The sequence below is a fragment of the Paenibacillus sp. J22P15 genome, from assembly GCF_056269345.1.
In genome coordinates this window covers 31,665-49,463 of record NZ_JBWDNT010000017.1, presented here as the reverse complement: position 1 = coordinate 49,463, position 17,799 = coordinate 31,665, and the positions used below count along the sequence as shown (strand labels likewise).

19 protein-coding genes are annotated in these 17,799 nt (G+C 44.4%); 17 read left to right on the top strand and 2 right to left on the bottom strand.

Annotated features, from left to right (window positions below; translation table 11 throughout):
* Positions 1–2 precede the first annotated feature (2 nt).
* The 12 genes from tsaE to AC0YN6_RS24110 all read left to right on the top strand — a co-directional run bounded on the left by tsaE (position 3) and on the right by AC0YN6_RS24110 (position 12,212).
* The gene (gene tsaE, locus AC0YN6_RS24165; protein WP_475749984.1) at positions 3–491 is read left to right on the top strand and encodes a tRNA (adenosine(37)-N6)-threonylcarbamoyltransferase complex ATPase subunit type 1 TsaE; all 489 of its coding nucleotides are present in this window, start codon (positions 3–5) and stop codon (positions 489–491) included.
* A complete protein-coding gene (gene tsaB / locus AC0YN6_RS24160; RefSeq protein WP_475749983.1) occupies positions 488–1,306 on the top strand; it encodes a tRNA (adenosine(37)-N6)-threonylcarbamoyltransferase complex dimerization subunit type 1 TsaB in 819 nt (272 codons plus the stop codon). Before tsaE ends, tsaB begins: the two co-directional genes overlap by 4 nt.
* The gene (gene rimI, locus AC0YN6_RS24155) at positions 1,303–1,791 is read left to right on the top strand and encodes a ribosomal protein S18-alanine N-acetyltransferase (protein WP_475749981.1); all 489 of its coding nucleotides are present in this window, start codon (positions 1,303–1,305) and stop codon (positions 1,789–1,791) included. The genes tsaB and rimI overlap by 4 nt, the downstream gene beginning before the upstream one ends.
* Before the next feature lie 20 nt (positions 1,792–1,811).
* The gene (gene tsaD / locus AC0YN6_RS24150; protein ID WP_475750091.1) at positions 1,812–2,873 is read left to right on the top strand and encodes a tRNA (adenosine(37)-N6)-threonylcarbamoyltransferase complex transferase subunit TsaD; all 1,062 of its coding nucleotides are present in this window, start codon (positions 1,812–1,814) and stop codon (positions 2,871–2,873) included.
* 958 nt (positions 2,874–3,831) lie between these two features.
* Complete coding sequence (locus AC0YN6_RS24145; RefSeq protein ID WP_475749980.1) at positions 3,832–5,397, top strand: 2-isopropylmalate synthase; 1,566 nt, start codon at positions 3,832–3,834, stop codon at positions 5,395–5,397.
* A gap of 104 nt (positions 5,398–5,501) precedes the next feature.
* Positions 5,502–6,314, top strand: coding sequence for a class I SAM-dependent methyltransferase (locus AC0YN6_RS24140; protein WP_475749978.1), 813 nt, complete (start codon positions 5,502–5,504; stop codon positions 6,312–6,314).
* A gap of 535 nt (positions 6,315–6,849) precedes the next feature.
* Positions 6,850–7,593 carry an ABC transporter ATP-binding protein gene (locus tag AC0YN6_RS24135; protein WP_475749977.1) on the top strand — a complete coding sequence of 248 codons (744 nt, stop codon included), beginning with the start codon at positions 6,850–6,852 and terminating at the stop codon, positions 7,591–7,593.
* Positions 7,594–7,659: 66 nt separating this feature from the next.
* Entirely contained in the window at positions 7,660–7,887 is a 228-nt protein-coding gene (locus tag AC0YN6_RS24130) for a hypothetical protein (RefSeq protein WP_475749975.1), read from the top strand.
* A gap of 48 nt (positions 7,888–7,935) precedes the next feature.
* Positions 7,936–8,865 carry a polyprenyl synthetase family protein gene (locus AC0YN6_RS24125; RefSeq protein WP_475749973.1) on the top strand — a complete coding sequence of 310 codons (930 nt, stop codon included), beginning with the start codon at positions 7,936–7,938 and terminating at the stop codon, positions 8,863–8,865.
* Between the two features lie 119 nt (positions 8,866–8,984).
* Complete coding sequence (locus AC0YN6_RS24120; RefSeq protein WP_475749972.1) at positions 8,985–9,155, top strand: hypothetical protein; 171 nt, start codon at positions 8,985–8,987, stop codon at positions 9,153–9,155.
* Between the two features lie 32 nt (positions 9,156–9,187).
* Positions 9,188–11,584 (top strand): ATP-binding protein, encoded by a 2,397-nt coding sequence (locus AC0YN6_RS24115; RefSeq protein ID WP_475749971.1) that lies wholly within the window; start codon positions 9,188–9,190, stop codon positions 11,582–11,584.
* On the top strand, positions 11,562–12,212 hold the full coding sequence (locus tag AC0YN6_RS24110) for a response regulator (protein ID WP_475749970.1): 651 nt from the start codon (positions 11,562–11,564) through the stop codon (positions 12,210–12,212). The genes AC0YN6_RS24115 and AC0YN6_RS24110 overlap by 23 nt, the downstream gene beginning before the upstream one ends.
* 98 nt (positions 12,213–12,310) lie before the next feature.
* Here the strand turns inward: AC0YN6_RS24110 and AC0YN6_RS24105 are convergent, their stop codons facing one another.
* Positions 12,311–12,625, bottom strand: coding sequence for a hypothetical protein (locus tag AC0YN6_RS24105; protein ID WP_475749969.1), 315 nt, complete (start codon positions 12,623–12,625; stop codon positions 12,311–12,313).
* Positions 12,626–12,661: 36 nt separating this feature from the next.
* A complete protein-coding gene (locus AC0YN6_RS24100) occupies positions 12,662–14,596 on the bottom strand; it encodes an ABC-F family ATP-binding cassette domain-containing protein (RefSeq protein ID WP_475749967.1) in 1,935 nt (644 codons plus the stop codon).
* A gap of 148 nt (positions 14,597–14,744) precedes the next feature.
* On the opposite strand from AC0YN6_RS24100, the gene AC0YN6_RS24095 reads away from it, so the two are divergent.
* The 5 genes from AC0YN6_RS24095 (at position 14,745) to AC0YN6_RS24075 (ending at position 17,763) form a co-directional block, all read left to right on the top strand.
* Positions 14,745–15,359, top strand: coding sequence for a 5-formyltetrahydrofolate cyclo-ligase (locus AC0YN6_RS24095; protein WP_475749966.1), 615 nt, complete (start codon positions 14,745–14,747; stop codon positions 15,357–15,359).
* An 83-nt stretch (positions 15,360–15,442) separates the two neighbouring features.
* A complete protein-coding gene (gene moaC / locus AC0YN6_RS24090) occupies positions 15,443–15,922 on the top strand; it encodes a cyclic pyranopterin monophosphate synthase MoaC (RefSeq protein WP_475749964.1) in 480 nt (159 codons plus the stop codon).
* A 27-nt stretch (positions 15,923–15,949) separates the two neighbouring features.
* Positions 15,950–16,444 (top strand): MogA/MoaB family molybdenum cofactor biosynthesis protein, encoded by a 495-nt coding sequence (locus tag AC0YN6_RS24085; RefSeq protein ID WP_054026672.1) that lies wholly within the window; start codon positions 15,950–15,952, stop codon positions 16,442–16,444.
* The gene (locus AC0YN6_RS24080; RefSeq protein WP_475749962.1) at positions 16,441–17,496 is read left to right on the top strand and encodes a molybdopterin-binding protein; all 1,056 of its coding nucleotides are present in this window, start codon (positions 16,441–16,443) and stop codon (positions 17,494–17,496) included. Before AC0YN6_RS24085 ends, AC0YN6_RS24080 begins: the two co-directional genes overlap by 4 nt.
* A gap of 33 nt (positions 17,497–17,529) precedes the next feature.
* Positions 17,530–17,763, top strand: coding sequence for a twin-arginine translocase TatA/TatE family subunit (locus AC0YN6_RS24075; protein WP_475749960.1), 234 nt, complete (start codon positions 17,530–17,532; stop codon positions 17,761–17,763).
* The last annotated feature ends 36 nt before the right edge of the window (positions 17,764–17,799 follow it).

Genomic DNA, 17,799 nt, shown 5'->3' with positions numbered 1-17,799 from the left:
GTATGGAACAACAGGTAGGCCATGCCGCTTGGCTGGCACAAACGGAACAGGATACAGTATTACTCGCAGAGCAGCTTGCAGCATGGGTCAAACCAGGTACGCTGCTTGCGTTAGATGGCGATCTCGGCGCTGGAAAAACGAGATTCTCTCAAGCTTTTGCAGCAGCTATTGGTGTGAATGGGATTGTGAATAGTCCGACATTTACAATTATTAAAGAATACGAAGGGAAGCAGCTTCCCTTTTATCATATGGATGTATACAGGCTGTCGCTGGAGGAAGCAGACGAGCTTGGTTTGGATGATTATTTTTACGGTGATGGCGTAACGATTGTGGAGTGGGCAAGCTTGATAAAGGAGCTGCTGCCAACCGAGCGGTTGGAGCTGTATATCGAGCATCTTGGCGATGAAGCACGGCGTATTCAATTGACCGGTTATGGCGAAATTTACGCAAGCTGGTGTGAAGCCGTAAGCAGGATAGGAGCAGACAGATGAGAACTGAGCAGAGGAATGAAACGGTACCGATTTTGGCTTTAGATACGTCAACGGCATCAATGGCAGCTGCTATCGTTAGAGGTCATGAAGTGCTTGCGGAAATTCAAACATTAGCGGAAAGAAATCATTCCGTTCACGTGGTAACACATATCAAAGAAATGCTGCAAAAGAGCGGTTTGGCGGATACTGACATCGAGGCGATTGCCGTAGGCAATGGGCCTGGTTCTTATACAGGCATGCGTATCGCGGTATCTGTAGCTAAGACGTTGGCCTGGGTATGGAACAAACCGCTGGTTAGCGTATCCAGCCTAGAGGCGATAGCATATGGCGCTTGGCATCAGCATTTGAGCAGGCAGGCGAAGCTGGATAATAATCAAGAGGGCGAGCACTGGGTATTTCCAATTATGGATGCGAGGCGCGGTCAGGTATATACCTCCGGTTTCTCGATGACGTGGACGACTGAATGGAGTCGTTGGTTGGATGATGGTGTGCGGCTAATGAAGGATTTTGTAGATCAGCTTGAGCGGCAACTAGCAGAACAACCGGCTGGCAATATTCGCAGCATCTCGTTAGTTGGAGATTTATCGCTTCATGAAGAAGGTGCAAACCGCTTGAAGCAGATTGGCGAGTCGGCGGGAGTGAACGTGTTGCTGCAGCCATTTGTCCAAGAGGGCAGATGGATTGCGGAGCTTGGCTTGAAACGACTAGAGGCAGGTCTTACAGAAAATCCGCATGAGCTGATCCCTAACTATACTCAGCTGACCGAGGCTGAGGTTGTTTGGAAGGCAAAGCAGGCAGGTGAAGCTAAGGCATGAAAATGGAAGTGAACGAACTCATTTATCGTGCGATGTCGATGGCTGACATCCCTGCCATTGTGGCGATTGAACAGGAAGCCTTCTCAAGTCCATGGACAACAGAAGCGTTCACAAATGAGCTTATGAACAATTTATTTGCTCGTTATATGATTATGGAGTATAAGGAACAAATTATAGGATATGGCGGCATGTGGGTCATTATGGATGAAGCGCATGTGACGAATATTGCGGTACGCTCAGATTTCCGTGGACAAGGGTTAGGCAACTGTTTGCTTAATGAGCTGCAGCGGACAGCAGTCTTTTTTGGCGCTGTAAAAATGACGCTAGAGGTTCGCCCTTCAAATGAAATTGCACAGCGGCTTTACCGGAAATATGGCTTTGAGCCAGCAGGCATTCGTCCAAAGTATTACTCAGACAACAATGAAGATGCGCTTATTATGTGGGCGGAGCTTGACCAAGAGCGGCTGAAGGTAAGGGAGCAATGAACGTGAATGAATTGAAACAGATGGTTAACAAACAGCCAATGAATGATATCATTTTGGCGGTGGAAACGAGCTGCGATGAGACATCGGTAGCTGTTATTCGCGGAGGAAAGCATATTTTATCTAATGTCGTATCCAGTCAAATCGAGATTCATGAGCGATTCGGAGGCGTAGTGCCTGAGATTGCTTCGCGCAAACATGTAGAGTCGATTACTTTGATTATTGAGCAGGCCGTAAAGGAATCCGGACTTACGCTAAAGGATATGTCTGCAATAGCGGTTACGCAAGGTCCCGGTTTAGTAGGTGCGCTGCTTGTAGGTGTTGTAGCGGCCAAAAGCTTGTCCATGGCACTAGACATTCCATTGATTGGCACACACCATATCGCTGGACATATCTATGCAAACGAGCTTGTGCATGACATTGTATATCCATGTATGGCGCTTGTCGTTTCTGGCGGACATACGGAATTGGTGCTGCTAGAGAGTGAGGGCGAATTCAAAGTCGTTGGCCGTACAAGAGATGATGCGGTAGGTGAAGCGTATGACAAGGTAGCGCGAGCGCTGCATTTGCCATACCCGGGAGGACCGCATATCGACAAGCTAGCGGTCGAAGCTGAGGAGTCTATTTCTTTGCCACGTGCTTGGCTGGAGCCGGATAGCTATGATTTTAGCTTCAGCGGCTTAAAATCAGCTGTGTTAGCGGTAATTAATCAAACGAGAATGAAGGGTTTGATACTTGATGAGTCGGCGCTTGCACGCGGCTTTCAAGAATCCGTTACCGAGGTGCTCGTCACAAAAGCGCTTCGGGCAGTTAAGCATTACGGTGCGAAACAGCTGCTGCTATGCGGTGGAGTAGCTGCAAACCGAGGCTTAAGAGCAGCTTTAACGACTCGCTGCGAATCAGAACGAGTTCCGCTGCTTATACCGCCAAATTCACTTTGTACTGATAATGCAGCTATGATTGGAGCGGCAGCTTATCTGAAGTTAAAACGATCGCAATTCACAGATCTTGATATGAAAGCCGATCCTGGCTTCTCGCTTGAGAGCTGGTCTGTAAGCAATGTGTCCATAGCGGCAAAGGAATAGCAGTCAGTAAATAATTTATTATTTGGAATTGACATACAATTTCATTGAGCATATAATAGGCAACAATACTTCAAACTTCAACTTCATACGTTACAAACGCAAAGAACAGGAATAGTAAAGCTTGTCCGGGAATGTTGGCAGCGTCGTTATGAATGAACTTCATTCATACCTCGCCAAGACACAAGAGAGCTGCGGGATGGTGCAACGCAGTCGAAGGATGCTTGAAACTCGCCTGGGAGCGGAACAATGGAAGCGATGGCAGCATGAATATAATGCTGATAGCCATGCAGGTACATTGTTACGGTTAACCACCGTAATCGGGTGCATGTGAGTCAACATCCGGAGTTGGCCATATGCTTAAGTTGGGCGTCCCTACTCGTTTGCGAACGTATGGGAGTCAACAAGGGTGGTACCGCGCGGGTCTTAATAACCTGTCGTCTCTTGATTCAAGAGATGACAGGTTTTTCTTGTTGTCTTGAAGTGAAGGATATAGCCAATTAATAATTAGCAATAAACCATATAGAGTGGAAACGCATTGAACAGGAGCAGTAGAACAGTAGGCTGGCAAAACGAATTTCAAGCTATGTTTATCCTATGCTGATAAACGAACTGAAATCGTACAGAGAGCTGCGGGGTGGTGTGACGCAGTCGAAGCTGAGGTTTGAATCTCGCCTGGGAGCGGAACGAGGGAAGCAAGTTGTCAGATGACAACTATTGTCTACAACGTTACGGTTAGCCGCCGTCATCGGGCATTTAAGCGGGCTCGGATCCCGCAGCAAGCTATTCAAGGCTGCCTTTAAGGCAGTATGACTTTAAGCTTCTGCAGCAAGATCCGGTCAATTAGAGTGGTACCACGGCAGCGTAAGCTCGTCGTCTCTTACAAGGAGACGACGAGCTTTTTTTGTACCCAAAAATGAAAAAAACTACATCCAAAACGAATCTTTAGGAGGAAATAACAATGACAAACGAAATGAAAAAAATTCAAATTTTTGATACAACTCTTCGTGACGGTGAGCAATCTCCAGGCGCTTCCATTGATCCTGAACGCAAAATTATTATTGCACGCCAGCTTGGCAAGCTTGGTATTGATGTTATCGAGCCGGGGTTCCCCGTTTCCAGCCCAGGCGAATTTGCAGCTGTACAGCAAATTTCACGTGAACTGCAGCATGTGGAGATCGCTGGTTTTGCTAGAGCGGTAAAGGTTGATATTGATGCAGCCGTGAAAGCGACTCAAGATGCAACTCGCAGACGCCTTCACTTATTTATATCATCGTCAGATATTCATCTTAATCATCAGCTCCGCAAATCTCGTGATGAGGTCATTAAGATTGCAAGAGATATGGTTGCATACGGCAAGCAGTTCGTAGATGAAATTGAGTTCTCTGCAATGGACTCTACGCGCTCAGGCAGAGACTTTGTCATTCAACTCGTAGAGGCGGTTATTGCCGAAGGAGCGACTATCATTAATTTGCCTGATACGCTTGGATATGCCATGCCGGAGGAAATGAGCGAGCTGTTCCGCGTTGTGCGCAAGGAAGCTAGAGGCGGAGAAACGGTAAGATACAGCGCGCATTGTCATAATGACCTGGGTCTTGCTGTAGCTAATAGTATTTCAGCTATTAACGCAGGTGCGACGCAGATTGAAGTAACCGTGAACGGAATAGGAGAGCGAGCGGGCAACTGCTCCCTAGAAGAGCTTGTCATGGCGATAGAAACGCGCAAGGATGCCATTCAAGCAGAAACTAATATTAATATCGGTGAAATTTATGAAACTTCCCGTTTGGTTAGCCGCGCAATGCACTTTCCGATTGCTTACAATAAGCCGATCGTCGGGCGCAACGCATTTCAGCATGAGTCAGGCATTCATCAAGATGGCCTGCTTAAGAACCGTAATACGTATGAAATTATGGATCCGGAAGCAATGGGTATTTCACGTAACATGATTATACTCGGAAAGCATTCCGGTCGCCATGCAATTAAGCATCGCCTTGCTGAATACGGCATCGATATGACGGATGCTCAATTGCAGGATGTGTACGATAAATTCAAGGAGACGGCTGATGCGCAAAAAATCGTTACAGATGACGAATTGATTCGTATTGCGGGTGAGTTGACACAAACACAGCCAGATCCGTACGTATTGCTTGATCTACATGTTCATGCCGGTACACAGCGTTCGCGCACTGCAACGGTCACAATTCGTGAGAATGAGTTTGGAGTGGAGCAGTCTTATATGGCAATGGGCGACGGCCCGATTGAGGCAGTTATCCATGCGATTCAACAAGCAATCCCGGTAGCAGCGGAGTTTGAAGATTTGGAGCTGCATTCGTTATCAACAGGTGAAGATGCTCATGGAGAAGCAGTTGTAAGCATTATCCATCAACAGAAACGTTTCCGCGGCACGTCAATCCATAGTGATATCGTGCTTGCAGCCGCTCAGGCCTATGTTTCAGCCTGCAATCAAGCTGTTATGACAACTGGGAGCAGAATAGTCGAATCGATTGCCACTAAAGCGGCTAATTAATTACCAATGAGGCACGAGGCTAGCTTTTCCCATAGTAGAGATCGTTCTCTCTATTGTGGGAAAGAGTGCTGGTGTTTGGTAAAAACCAATAGGGGGCAGATGTTATGAGTAAACTTATTCAATATTATAATCAATTTGATGAATGGGGGCGTCTCGACAGAGCGCCCCTTGAGTTTATCGTTAACTGGCATTTCATCTCGGACACCTTGCCTAAGAGTGGACATATTTTGGACAATGGAGCTGGACCTGGCAAATATGCGATGGAGCTTGCAAGAAGCGGATACGATGTAACGTTAGCAGATTTGACTCCAAGGCTGGTACAAATCGCGGCGGAGAAGGCTGAGGAGCTTAAGTTGTCAGAACGGTTTAAAGGTTTCCATGTCTCGGATGCAAGGAATTTAAGCCAGTTCTCGGATGACGTGTTTGATGCTTCTCTTATGATGGGGCCGCTTTATCATTTGCAGCAGGAAGAGGATCGTGAACGGGCAGTTAGGGAGCTTTATCGTGTAACAAGGAGTGGCGGTTATGTGTTTGTTGCCTTTATGACACGCATTAGACATTTGCTTACTGCAGTAGCGTATCCGCAAAGCTGGAAGCCTCTTGATAACATGAATGAGATTCAGAGCTTTATGGATTCGGGCGTATTTAATCATTCTGATGAAGGTAGATTCACAGGAGCTTATTACTATGAAATAGATGATATAAAGCCTTTTATGGAAGCGCAAGGGTTTGAAACGATCAAACTGATCGGCTCTTCCAGCGTTGCTGGAGCACTTACAGCGGAACAATTCGATTATTGGAGAGGTAAGGGTGAAGATGAATTCGCAAAGTTCATGGAATTGGTTTATGACTCTGCTGACAATGTTCATTTACTAGGTTCATCATCGCATTTGCTATATATCGGAGTAAGAAAATAATGCTGTAAATTTACCAAATTTAGTGTTGTGCACAAAGTTATACACAATTCAGCTCAATTTTGTGTATAAGTGGGGAAAATCCCCGAAAATGCTGGAATTACGAAAGCTTAATATTGTGAACGGAAAGGGGATAGTTTTTGAGGTGTTTTGTTGTGGATAATGTGTATAACGTGGATAAAATAAATAAATGTATGATTTTGGACCTACAAAACGACGAATTCCGCTAAAATACTGTACTAATGCTTAGGCACTATCGACAGAATTAACTAACAATTTATACAGAGTTGTTGATATCTCTGTGGATAACATATAGCAACCATTTTTAGGCTTGGTTGGAACTATGATCAAGTTTTCCTCTTATTTTGCGTTTACATTGCGGTCACGCAAAAATTTGCGTGAATTACTAATCAGATTTTCGGTGAAAAAGTTAGCTGCATGCGTTATCTTAAAACTATGACGCATACCAAAACATAAATCTCACCTTATAGCGAGAAGTTATTGCAATGCTTAAGTGTGAATGGAGGTTAGCCAAGGAATGGATAAGCAAATGATCATTCAGGTAAGCTCGGTCAGCAAGTACTATGGTGCGAATAAGGCAGTGGATCAGGTTTCCTTCAAAGTAAATGAAGGTGAAATCTTCGGTATTATTGGTACGCACGGCGCCGGAAAAACGACGCTGCTAGAAATGTTAATGGGAATTCGTATGCCAGACCAAGGCAGTATACGTATATATGGTCACGATGTGGTGTTTGACGCTGAACGGCTGAAAGAAGATATCGGAATTCATCTTCAAAGTACGACTATAGTAGATAAAATGAATGTTCGAGAGGCGATGGAGCTTTTCCAAGGATTTTATAAACGAAAAAATGACTTGGATCGTATCATCGAACAATTCGGACTCAGCCCGTATTCGGATAAATTAGTAAAACGTTTATCAGGCGGTTGGAGGCAACGTACAGCATTAGCAATCGCTTTGGTTAATGACCCTAAGATTATATTTTTGGATGAACCAACAACAGGCCTAGATCCACAAGCCAAAAAAGATTATTGGTCGCTGTTGCAGCTTCTAAAGGAGCAAGGGAAAACGATTATCGTCGCTTCTCATGATATGGAGGAAATCCAGCACAACTGTGATCGTGTGTGTGTAATGCGCAAGGGAGAATTTATTACATGCGATAATCCCTCGAAGCTTATTGAGCAGCTCCCAGGAGGCGGTATGACAATGGAAGCTGTTTATATGCATCACGCAGTTGAGATCAATGGGAGGGTCAGTGTATAAGAAAATTAAAGACTACGTATAGTCTGTTAAATTGCATATGTAAACCTCAAGGAGGGCTTTTTAGAAATGGATCATCGGGATCGCATCGAAAGTCCGTCAGTCGAGCGTAGGAAATTACTTGAAATGAGAATGGAGATGGTTACAAACTTAATAAATCAAATGAATGAGGGGGAAAGTCAGAAACAGGAAGAGCAAACGACAAAAAAACGCAAACGCATTAACGACTGTAACGGCATAAATACACTTCATTGGATTGGTAGATTTGTAACCGTATTTCAACGGATGTTTATGTAACGATTTAATAGTATAATATAATGATCTTGAATTGGCGGAGGATCGATTGTGAACGATTGTATTCCATTCATTGGTCAACACATGCGTATAATGGTTCAGCGGTTTTTTACAGCTGAGCCTCTTGCACGTTTGGCAGAGCGATTTATTGAGGACAAGCTAGCGGAGTCCATACGATTTGGACAACTGACAGTGATGCACTATCGTATGTTTGGCGGTAATGGAGAAGATCCTTACGAGGCAGCTGCGGCAGTGGAACTGTTTATTTTGGCGTCAGATATACTGGATGATTTGCAGGATCAGGATGTACCGGACAAGCCGTGGATGCAGGTTCCTCTGCCCATAGCCATTCATGTCGCTTCTTCTCTTCTAACGTTGTCACAGCAAGCGATGCTCAGCAGTACATCGAATAACGAGATTAGAATTGCACTCATGGAGATGATGAATGCACAGCTGCTTCAAGCAGCAAATGGACAAATGCTCGACCTTATGAATGAAATAAATGACGAGCAATCCTATTTGGACGTCGTAAAGCTAAAATCTGCTACTTTGCTTCAGCTGGCGTGTATGACCGGGGTTATATTGGCTGGGCGGCCTTGGAATGATGTAGTTGCAGAGTATGCTCTTGAAATAGGTGTTTCAGCTCAAATCCAAAATGATCTTCGCGATTTGCTGCGTTGGGACGATAAGAGTGACTTTCTTCAGCGGAAATGCACCTTGCTTACATTGTATTTAATAGAAGGAGAAGCGGAAGAGGATCTCTGGATTAAAGAGTATTTTGAAGGAAAGTTAACCTCTGAAGAGGTGGCCATGAAGCACGAGCTTTTTCTTGAAACCTGCGAAAGAACAGGAACTATATTATATGGGTCAGTTATGAGTCGAATGCACTATAATCGCTTTGAGGAATTACTAGACTCTATACAGGAAATAAGTCCTTGGAAATCAGAATTTTTGCATATAATGAACCCTGGAAATGTATAAAAACATACCACGCAAAAGAGACTTCGGTAAATACAAATCACTTTTGCGTTCCCTGTCGAATCTATTCCTGTTATAGTAGAGTTGTTACTAAATATTAGTAGAGATGCGGAGGAGTTAAAATGTTAAAAGAAGCGATTCGTCAGCTGGTAAGCAACACTGAAAAAATGTCTATGGCTATGGGTGGACAACTACAAGTAGCAGGTGTTTCTGTAGAGGAACAACGCGCACTTCTTGGCGAACTAAAGAATAAAAACGAGAAAAATAGCGGTTACGCATACATGTGGAACTAGCTTACTGATTTTCTGGAAAGGAAGAGGAATGCATGAGACCTAACTTTTTTAACCGAATTGTTGCTATCCTCTTCCTGCTAGTCTTGCTAGCTTCTGTTTTATACTTAACTGCTGTGATAGTAAGAATTCCTTCTATTGGCGCAGTTTTAGTAGAGGAGCCTGGTCATCGTTATTATGTTAAGTCTTTAGAACCAGCAGGACAAGCGGATGTAAAAGGAATTAAAATCGGTGATCAGATATTAGAAGTAAACGGAAATCCAGTGCAGGATTTTGAATTTGTTAAGAAATATAATTCAATTGAATATGCTGATTACGTTTTCGTATTACATAAGGATGGCGTTACACAGAGGATTGCGTTTCCTAAGGGCTGGACAGGCGACCATTCGTTATGGGAGCTGTTGATTCAGTTGTATATCCCTGGTGTTTCACTCATTATTTTTTGTGCGTTTTCAGGATTTCTGTATGCTAAACGAAGGAATGACAAAGCAGTAATCATTCTTATTTTGTTTTTTATTTCAATAGGTTTAAGCTACTATAGTTCGGCAGCTTCAAGTCGAAGTGATTCTGTAGGGCTTACTGTTATTTATTTGATTCTTCCTAATATACCATTATTGTTTATGAGTTTTATGAATATCTATCTGAAGCGATTTGATGTTCATTTTATTAGTAAACCAATATTGAACACATTGTATGGAATTGTAGGCTTTGTAGGGATCATAAGCTTAATTTACATTTGGACAGATTTAGCATCTAACAGTATTTATACCTATATTCAGGTAGCCTATAGCAGCTCAGTGCTGATAGGTAATTTTGTATGCGTGTACATGCTTATTAGAAAGTTTTTTAAGCATCGGCGTACTAAGCTGCATTCTCTGTTCACAATTACTTTGATCTCTCATCTAGTTGCCTTTACTCCGTTTGCGTTAATGAATTTACTTCCTCAAATTATCGGCAAGGATCAAGTTTTTCCAGCTGCGTTCACTGCGCTTTTTCTATTCGTATTGCCGATCGTTTATTTCTATTTATCAACCTCAAATCAATTATTTGATATTGATTTTATTATAACTAGATTTAAATATTATACGGCGCTAGCCTTTGTTCCATCAGTAATAGTAGCAGCACTCGTAGCGTTTGTATTATTAGGAGAGAACAATCCGTCATGGTCCATGTGGTTTGGCGTGTTTTTTGTTATCTATATCGGCATGACGTTGTTTTTATATGGGAAAGAACAGATTGATCAAAGGTTTAGACCTAAGCTCTTCAAAGCGATGTACAGCTATCAGGATAGTCTGGATCGTTTCTCAAGAAAGATCGCTAGAGTCATGAAGCAAAGTGATTTGGAAGCCGTGCTTAAACAAGAGATAAGTGATCTTATTCCGGTTAGTCGGATTACGTTTCTAGTAGTGGAGCAAACAGAGAATATTGTATACCCGATGGGAGAATTGCCAGAGGAGCTCATTACCGCTGAGTTTTTACTTGGCACGGTCAATTCCTTACAGGTAGGCGAGTTAATCGAGCTTCCCTATGGATTAGGACTTGTAATCGGCAGACAACGGTCAAGATATCACATCCTTTGGATTGGTATGAAGACTAATCATACTCGATTTAATTCGGACGAGCTTCGGTGGCTGAAGACGATGTCCAACTATTCAAGCATCGTATTTGAGAACTTATATTTAATCGAGGGCTTGATTGAGGATCTGGAGTCGGAGGTTCGCAAAGAACACACGACTTCGCCATGGGTGCTGCGCCTGCTGTTCTGCTTATCTGAGAATGAGAGAAGGAAGCTTGCTGCTGATTTGCATGACTCGGCTCTTCAGGATCAGCTGCTTTGGTATCGCAAGCTGGAAGCGATCATGATGGATTATCCTATTTCGGATAGCCTAGGGCGTGAGCTAGAGGATATTAAAGAAGGATTGCTGGATGTAATCCATCAAATTCGTGAAACTTGTAATGAGCTGCGCCCGCCGCTCTTGAAGGAGATGGGCGTGGTTGAGGCTGTTGAATCGATCATCGAGCACACTCAAATGCGTGTAAACTTTGCTGTTGATTTCCGAACAAAATCATTTAATCGTCCGCTTAACGAGGAGCAGATTACAGCGATCTATCGTATCGTACAGGAATTGCTGCGCAATGCGGACAAGCATTCACACGCAAAGCTTGTAATTTTGGAGCTTGAGCTTCGTAAAGGAACGATATATTTCCGATATCAAGATGATGGTGTCGGAATGGATGTTAATCAAATGATTGTTTCATTTGAACATATGGGCTTGTCAGGGATTAAAGAGCGGGTGACAGGTCTTGAAGGGGACATATCATTTTATTCACAAAGCGGTAGCGGCTTAGAGGTTGTCATTTTGTTGCCAGAGATTATGACAACCGGTAGATCGGAGAGGGGTATATCGCGTGATTCGTATCTTATTAGTTGATGATCATCCTTCTGTCGGAGAAGGAACGAAAACAATGATCGAGCAAGATAGCGAGATGTCGGTGTCGGTTGTATTGTCAGCTGTCGAAGCTCTCGATATTGTTCAAACCGAGCATTTTGATCTTATCTTATGTGATTTAAATATGCCTGGCATTAGTGGATTGGAATTGACGAAACGTCTTATTCAACAGGAACCTGAACGCAAGGTGATTATTTACTCAGGCTATGAGATTGGTTCACATTTTAACTTACTAATTGAATCGGGCGTATCTGGTTTTATATCGAAGACCGTATCAAGGGAGCAGCTGCATAATGCGATACGATGCGCTATGAGAGGGGACACAGTAATTCCGATCACCCTATTAAAGCAGCTTCGGCGGCATGAGGTTACCATCGGACGTACAGAAGTAGCTGTCGAGGATGTATCTATTAATGAAAAAGAACAAACGATATTACATGAGGTAGCTACTGGAATTAGTAATAAAGAGCTGGCAGCTATGCTGCATGTGAGCCAGAGAAACGTAGAGTATCAGCTGTCGCGTATTTTCGATAAGCTCAACGTGCGATCACGCTCGGAAGCGATTAAAGAGGCACAGCGTCTAGGCTTGATAAGTTTAGAACAATATTAGATGGAAAAGGCCTTTTTAATAGGGTAAAGCATCGTATAGATTAATAAAAACCGGCAGCTTAAGGTTAAACCTTAAGCTGCCGGTTTGCTGTTTCTTCTTTATTCGAATGATCGATTTTGTAGCGCGACTCGTCCAAGTAAGCTAACCATATAGCTGTCCAAGCGCTCGACCATTAAATTATCTGTTAGTCCGGTTACAACGAAAGCAGGCCAGCCTGGATAGACGGAAGGTGGTCCAAACAATATATCGATTAAAGATAAGAGATCCCAGTAGGGATCATATTGAAATGAGGAGCCAGCATGCTTCTCATAAGCAGACAAAAAAGCATCTGCGGTCGCAACGTCATAAAGCTGAGCCAAATTTAATCTGCAATGCCCAATGTCGATTCCTGCAGGTCCTTGGCATGCGTTCACCCAATTAACAATACCGCTCTTTAGCAGGTATGATGCTTACATGTATTGTTCCCATTCTTCATATGCGGTGGATAAAGAAGCTTTAACAACTTCAATGGCAGCTTGAATTTCTTGAATTCGGATGTAATCATTGAAAATTGCCGGATCAGTGAGCTGCAATTCCAAATCGGTAATTTGCTGCTCGAAAGAAGCGATTTCCAGTTCTAATTGCTCAACTTTACGCTGCCTTGAACGTTCTTCTCGTTTTGCTTGCTTGTCTGCTTCATAAGAGTTTGCAGGTGAAATGTCAGATACGGCTGCTGTCTTTGAGTTTGAAGACTGTTTTTGCAGTGCTTCGAGCCGCGCTTCTTCGATTTCACTTTTTTTCTCTATCATTTCGTCATAATTTCCTAGGAAATGGTCCGTACCGGACGACTTTAGTTCGACAATTCGCTCAGCCATCTTATTTAAGAAGTAACGGTCATGCGAAATGAAGAGCAAAGTTCCTTCATAATCAAGCAAAGCAGCCTCTAGAACTTCTTTGCTGAACAGATCGAGATGGTTCGTAGGCTCATCCAGAATGAGGACATTGGCCTCTGCAAGCATAAGCTTGGCTAATGACACACGAGCCTTCTCTCCGCCGCTTAGTGAGGATATCCGTTTCAAGACATCTTCTCCGCTGAATAGGAAGTTGCCAAGTACGGTTCGAATGCGTGCTTCTTCCATATGGGAGTAGCTGCCCCAAACTTCTTCAAGAACTGTATTTTGGCCGTTCAGCCTCGTATGCTCTTGATCATAGTAGCCAACTTTGACATGGGTTCCGAACTTGATTGTTCCCGTTGTAGGTTCGTTTTGGCCAACGATTACTTTCAACAAAGTTGATTTTCCGATACCATTGGGGCCAATTAATGCAACCGTTTCACCACGAGTCAGCTGGAATGACACATTGCTGAAGATCGGTGAGTCTTTGCCTGGGAAAACAACTGAAATATCGTTTACCGCAAGCACGTCTTTACCTGTTGAACGCTCGATTTCAAATGTGAAGTGAGCCTTCTTCAAATCACCCTGAGGCTTGTCCAGCCGATCCATTTTGTCTAAAGCTTTGCGCCTGCTCTGCGCTCGTTTGGTGGTTGAAGCACGAACGATATTGCGTTGAACAAATTGCTCCATCCGTGATATTTCATCCTGCTGCTTCTCGAATTGACGCATATTGATTTCGTATTCAGCAGCTTTCAGCTCCATATAGCGACTGTAGTTGCCGGTATAACGCTTAGAAGTATTACGCTCGATTTCAATAATCGTTTGGGCTAGAGCATCGAGGAAGTATCGGTCATGAGATACGACTAAGATTGCTCCTGAATATCCACGCAAATATGATTCTAGCCACGTTAAAGTCTCAATGTCGAGATAGTTCGTAGGCTCATCCAGCATGAGCAGATCGGGTGCTTGAAGCAATATTCGAGCCAGTGCCAGCCGTGTCTTCTGACCGCCGCTTAAAGTCGCGATCAGCGTATCACCCGGGAAGGTTCCGAAACCCATGCCGTGAAGTACACTGTTGATGCGTGTGTTGATTTCGAAGCCGCCTTGCTCACGATACCAATCCGAACGTTTGGCATATCGATCGAGTGTGTCCGCATAACGCTTCTCATCTTCATATACTGAGGGATCAGCCATTTTGATTTCAAGCTCGCGCAGCTCCTGTTCAGCTTCAATAAGATGAGAAAATACAGCTCGCATCTCCTCTTCGATCGTGCGGTTGGATTGCAATCCGCTGTTCTGAGCGAGATAACCGATTTTTGTTTCTTTTGCTTTATGGATAGCGCCTGAATCAGCGGACATTTCGCCTGCAATGATCTTAAGCAGCGTAGACTTGCCGGCACCATTAACACCTACGAGACCGATTCTTTCTCGTTCCAGCACTTGAATAGAAATATTGGATAATACGACATTTACGCCGTAGCTTTTCGTTACGTTAGAAACCTGCAGCAGCATTTTGAAACCTCCAACAAAAAAATTGTAAAGAACGAATGCTTTTACTACATATTAGTGTACCATAAACGAGCACTAGCATTGGCGAAAGTTGCATAACAATGTTAAACTACTATTAATGAAAGAAAATGATGGGAAGCAGAATAGGTGAATGCTTTTGGTTGAACCAAATCAACTAGGCGATAAAGCTTACATACGTAATCAGATGACGATAAAACGAAATAATTTGTCAGTGGAGCAGCGAAGATTATGGTCTGAAGCGGCCTGTGCGAAAGCGATAATTTTCATGGAGAGCCATTCTGTAACAGCGTTTATGGTGTATGTGTCTTTTCGAAGTGAGCTTGATTTGTCGAGCCTCATTGAATGGGGCTGGCGAACAGGACGAGATGTCATTGCACCAAGATGCATCGCAGCAGACCGGTCAATGAAGCTGTACCATTTGCGGGGCTGGGATGATCTTAAGGCTGGCGCCTACGGGATCATGGAGCCGAATCCGGATGTGGCGGGGCCAATCAACGACAAATGTGTGCTCGGTGCAGTGTTTGTTCCAGGCCTAGCCTTTGATAGTCGAGGAGGCCGCCTTGGTTATGGCGGCGGATATTATGACCGATTTGCTGAATCGGTTCATATAAGTCCTCATAAGCCGGGAATTACACACTGGCTTGGTATGTCGTTCGAGGCTCAGTTCATTGCTGAAGTGCCCCTTGAGGAGCATGATCTGAAAATGGACGGCATCATTACCGAAAAAAACGTGTATTTGCTTTAGGTTAATTAGAGTCATATGAATGCGAAATGAACTTTGGACTTTAAAAGTCGAAGTGTTCGTTTACGCGAGAAGGAGCGATCAAGGTGGAGTTGACCCATTTTAACGAGCAGGGTCGGGCGCGAATGGTAGACATCTCCGATAAGGAAGTCACTTCACGTACGGCAGTCGCTCAAACCAAGGTTACGATGAACCCAGACACCTTAGCACAGATTAAGGCAGGCAAGGTTGGGAAAGGCGATGTACTGGCGGTAGCTCAGGTTGCAGCAGTCATGGCCGCCAAAAAAACGGCAGATTGGATTCCAATGTGCCATCCGTTACCGCTCACAGGAATTAATGTTATATTTAGCGATAATGGGACAGATGAGCTTTATATAGAAGGTACGGTTAAGACGACTGGGAAAACAGGTGTTGAAATGGAAGCACTGACAGCCGTGTCGGCCGCAGCTCTAACGGTTTACGACATGTGCAAAGCGCTGCAAAAGGATATGGTCATCGGACCTACGCAGCTAGTTTCGAAAACGGGCGGAAAAAGCGGCGATTATCAAATTTCGTCAAACCCATGAGCGAAATAGGGATGGGAGGAATGGTAAATGCGGTGGAAGGTAGCAATATTAACAGCAAGCGATAAAGGCTCGCGAGGAGAACGTGAAGATACAAGTGCCCAGGTTATTCGTGAACTGGTTGAGGAGGAGCTGGGCGGCGAAATTATTGACTATCGGATTGTACCTGACGAGCAAGATGAAATTATGGCAGCGATCATTGAAATGACAGAATATTTCCATGCTGATCTGGTGCTTACGACGGGCGGAACTGGACTCGCAGAACGCGATGTTACACCGGAGGCGACGCTTAAGGTTATTGACCGTGCAGTTCCTGGTATTGCGGAAGCTATGCGGATGGGTGCACTCCAGAAGACAAGGAGAGCCATGCTATCTAGGGGTGTATGTGGAATAAGAGGCAGCTCTCTTATTGTTAATTTGCCGGGCAGTCCAAAAGGTGTACATGAGAGCCTGATGGCAATCATGGATCAATTACCGCACGCACTGGGCATTTTATCCGGTGAACTGGGGGAACATAGTGTATGAGTCAGCAACAGCAGCGTGCAGAGGGCGGAACGGAGCAGCTTGGATCGACTACACTTAGAGAAGTTTCCGTATATGATGCGATCGGGCTGCGATTGGCTCACGATTTGACGCGAATTATTCCAGGACAGTTTAAGGGCCGTTTGTTCAAAAAAGGTCATGTCGTTCTAGAGGAAGATATCCCCAATCTTCTCGACATTGGTAAAGAGCATATCTATATTATGGAGCTTGGGGAAAATGAGCTTCATGAGGATGATGCAGCCATTCGGATGGCTGAAGCTTTATACGATGGCGAGCTTATTTTAACTGAGCCTCATGAGGGTAAGGTAAGTATTAAAGCGAATCAGCTTGGTCTAGCGGAGATTGACCAAGCGATGGTTGATGCCATTAATGAGCTAGGAGAGATTGCTCTAGCAACGATTAAGGGGAAGACGGTTGTTAAGTCAGGGCAACCGCTCGCTGCAACGAGAGCGATTCCGCTTGTCGTGCCTAAAGGGAAGGTGGAGACGGTTGAAAGGCTTGCAGCTGAATATCGTCTTGCAAATGGGGGAGTTTCACCGCTGCGCGTACGTCCTTTTCGTAAATTTCGAGTAGGTCTGTTAACGACCGGCGGAGAAGTTTTTAACGGCAGAATAGAAGACAAATTTGGTCCGGCGGTGCGCAGCAAGCTTGAGGAGCTTGGTTCAGAGGTTGCGGAGCAGCGATTTACGCCCGATGATCGACAAACAATTGTCAAGGAAATACACTATTTGCTGGAACAACGTTATGATATGATACTAGTGACTGGCGGAATGTCGGTGGATCCCGACGACCGCACACCAGGAGCTATAAAAGCAGCCGGAGCGGATATCGTAAGCTATGGAACTCCGATGCTGCCAGGCTCAATGCTGCTGATCGGTTATTTACACGGTGTACCTATTATGGGGCTGCCAGGCTGCGTCATGCATGATCCATATACGTCGTTCGACGTTCTTCTCCCGCGAATTTTGGCTGGAGATACTATCGTTCGTGAAGATATTGTTAGCATGGGATATGGCGGATTAAACAGCTGCTAAATTTACTGCATAAAGTTATAAGGAGGTTGTGACATGTCAGGAATTGGTGCAACAGGGGTTATACTGCTCGTGCTCGTTGCCTTGCTTCTATTTGGACCGAACAAACTTCCAGAGCTCGGACGTGCTTTTGGTCGGACGCTTCGCGAGTTTAAATCCGGAGCCAGAGAGATGATGGAAGATGATGATCGTAAAGACAAGGATTCGAACCGTGTCGAAGTGAATCGCTCGGAAAATAGTGATAAAGACAATAAGCGGCTTCCGGATTAATCGGGCCCGCTTTTTTCTTGAAAAAAAGGCTGATAT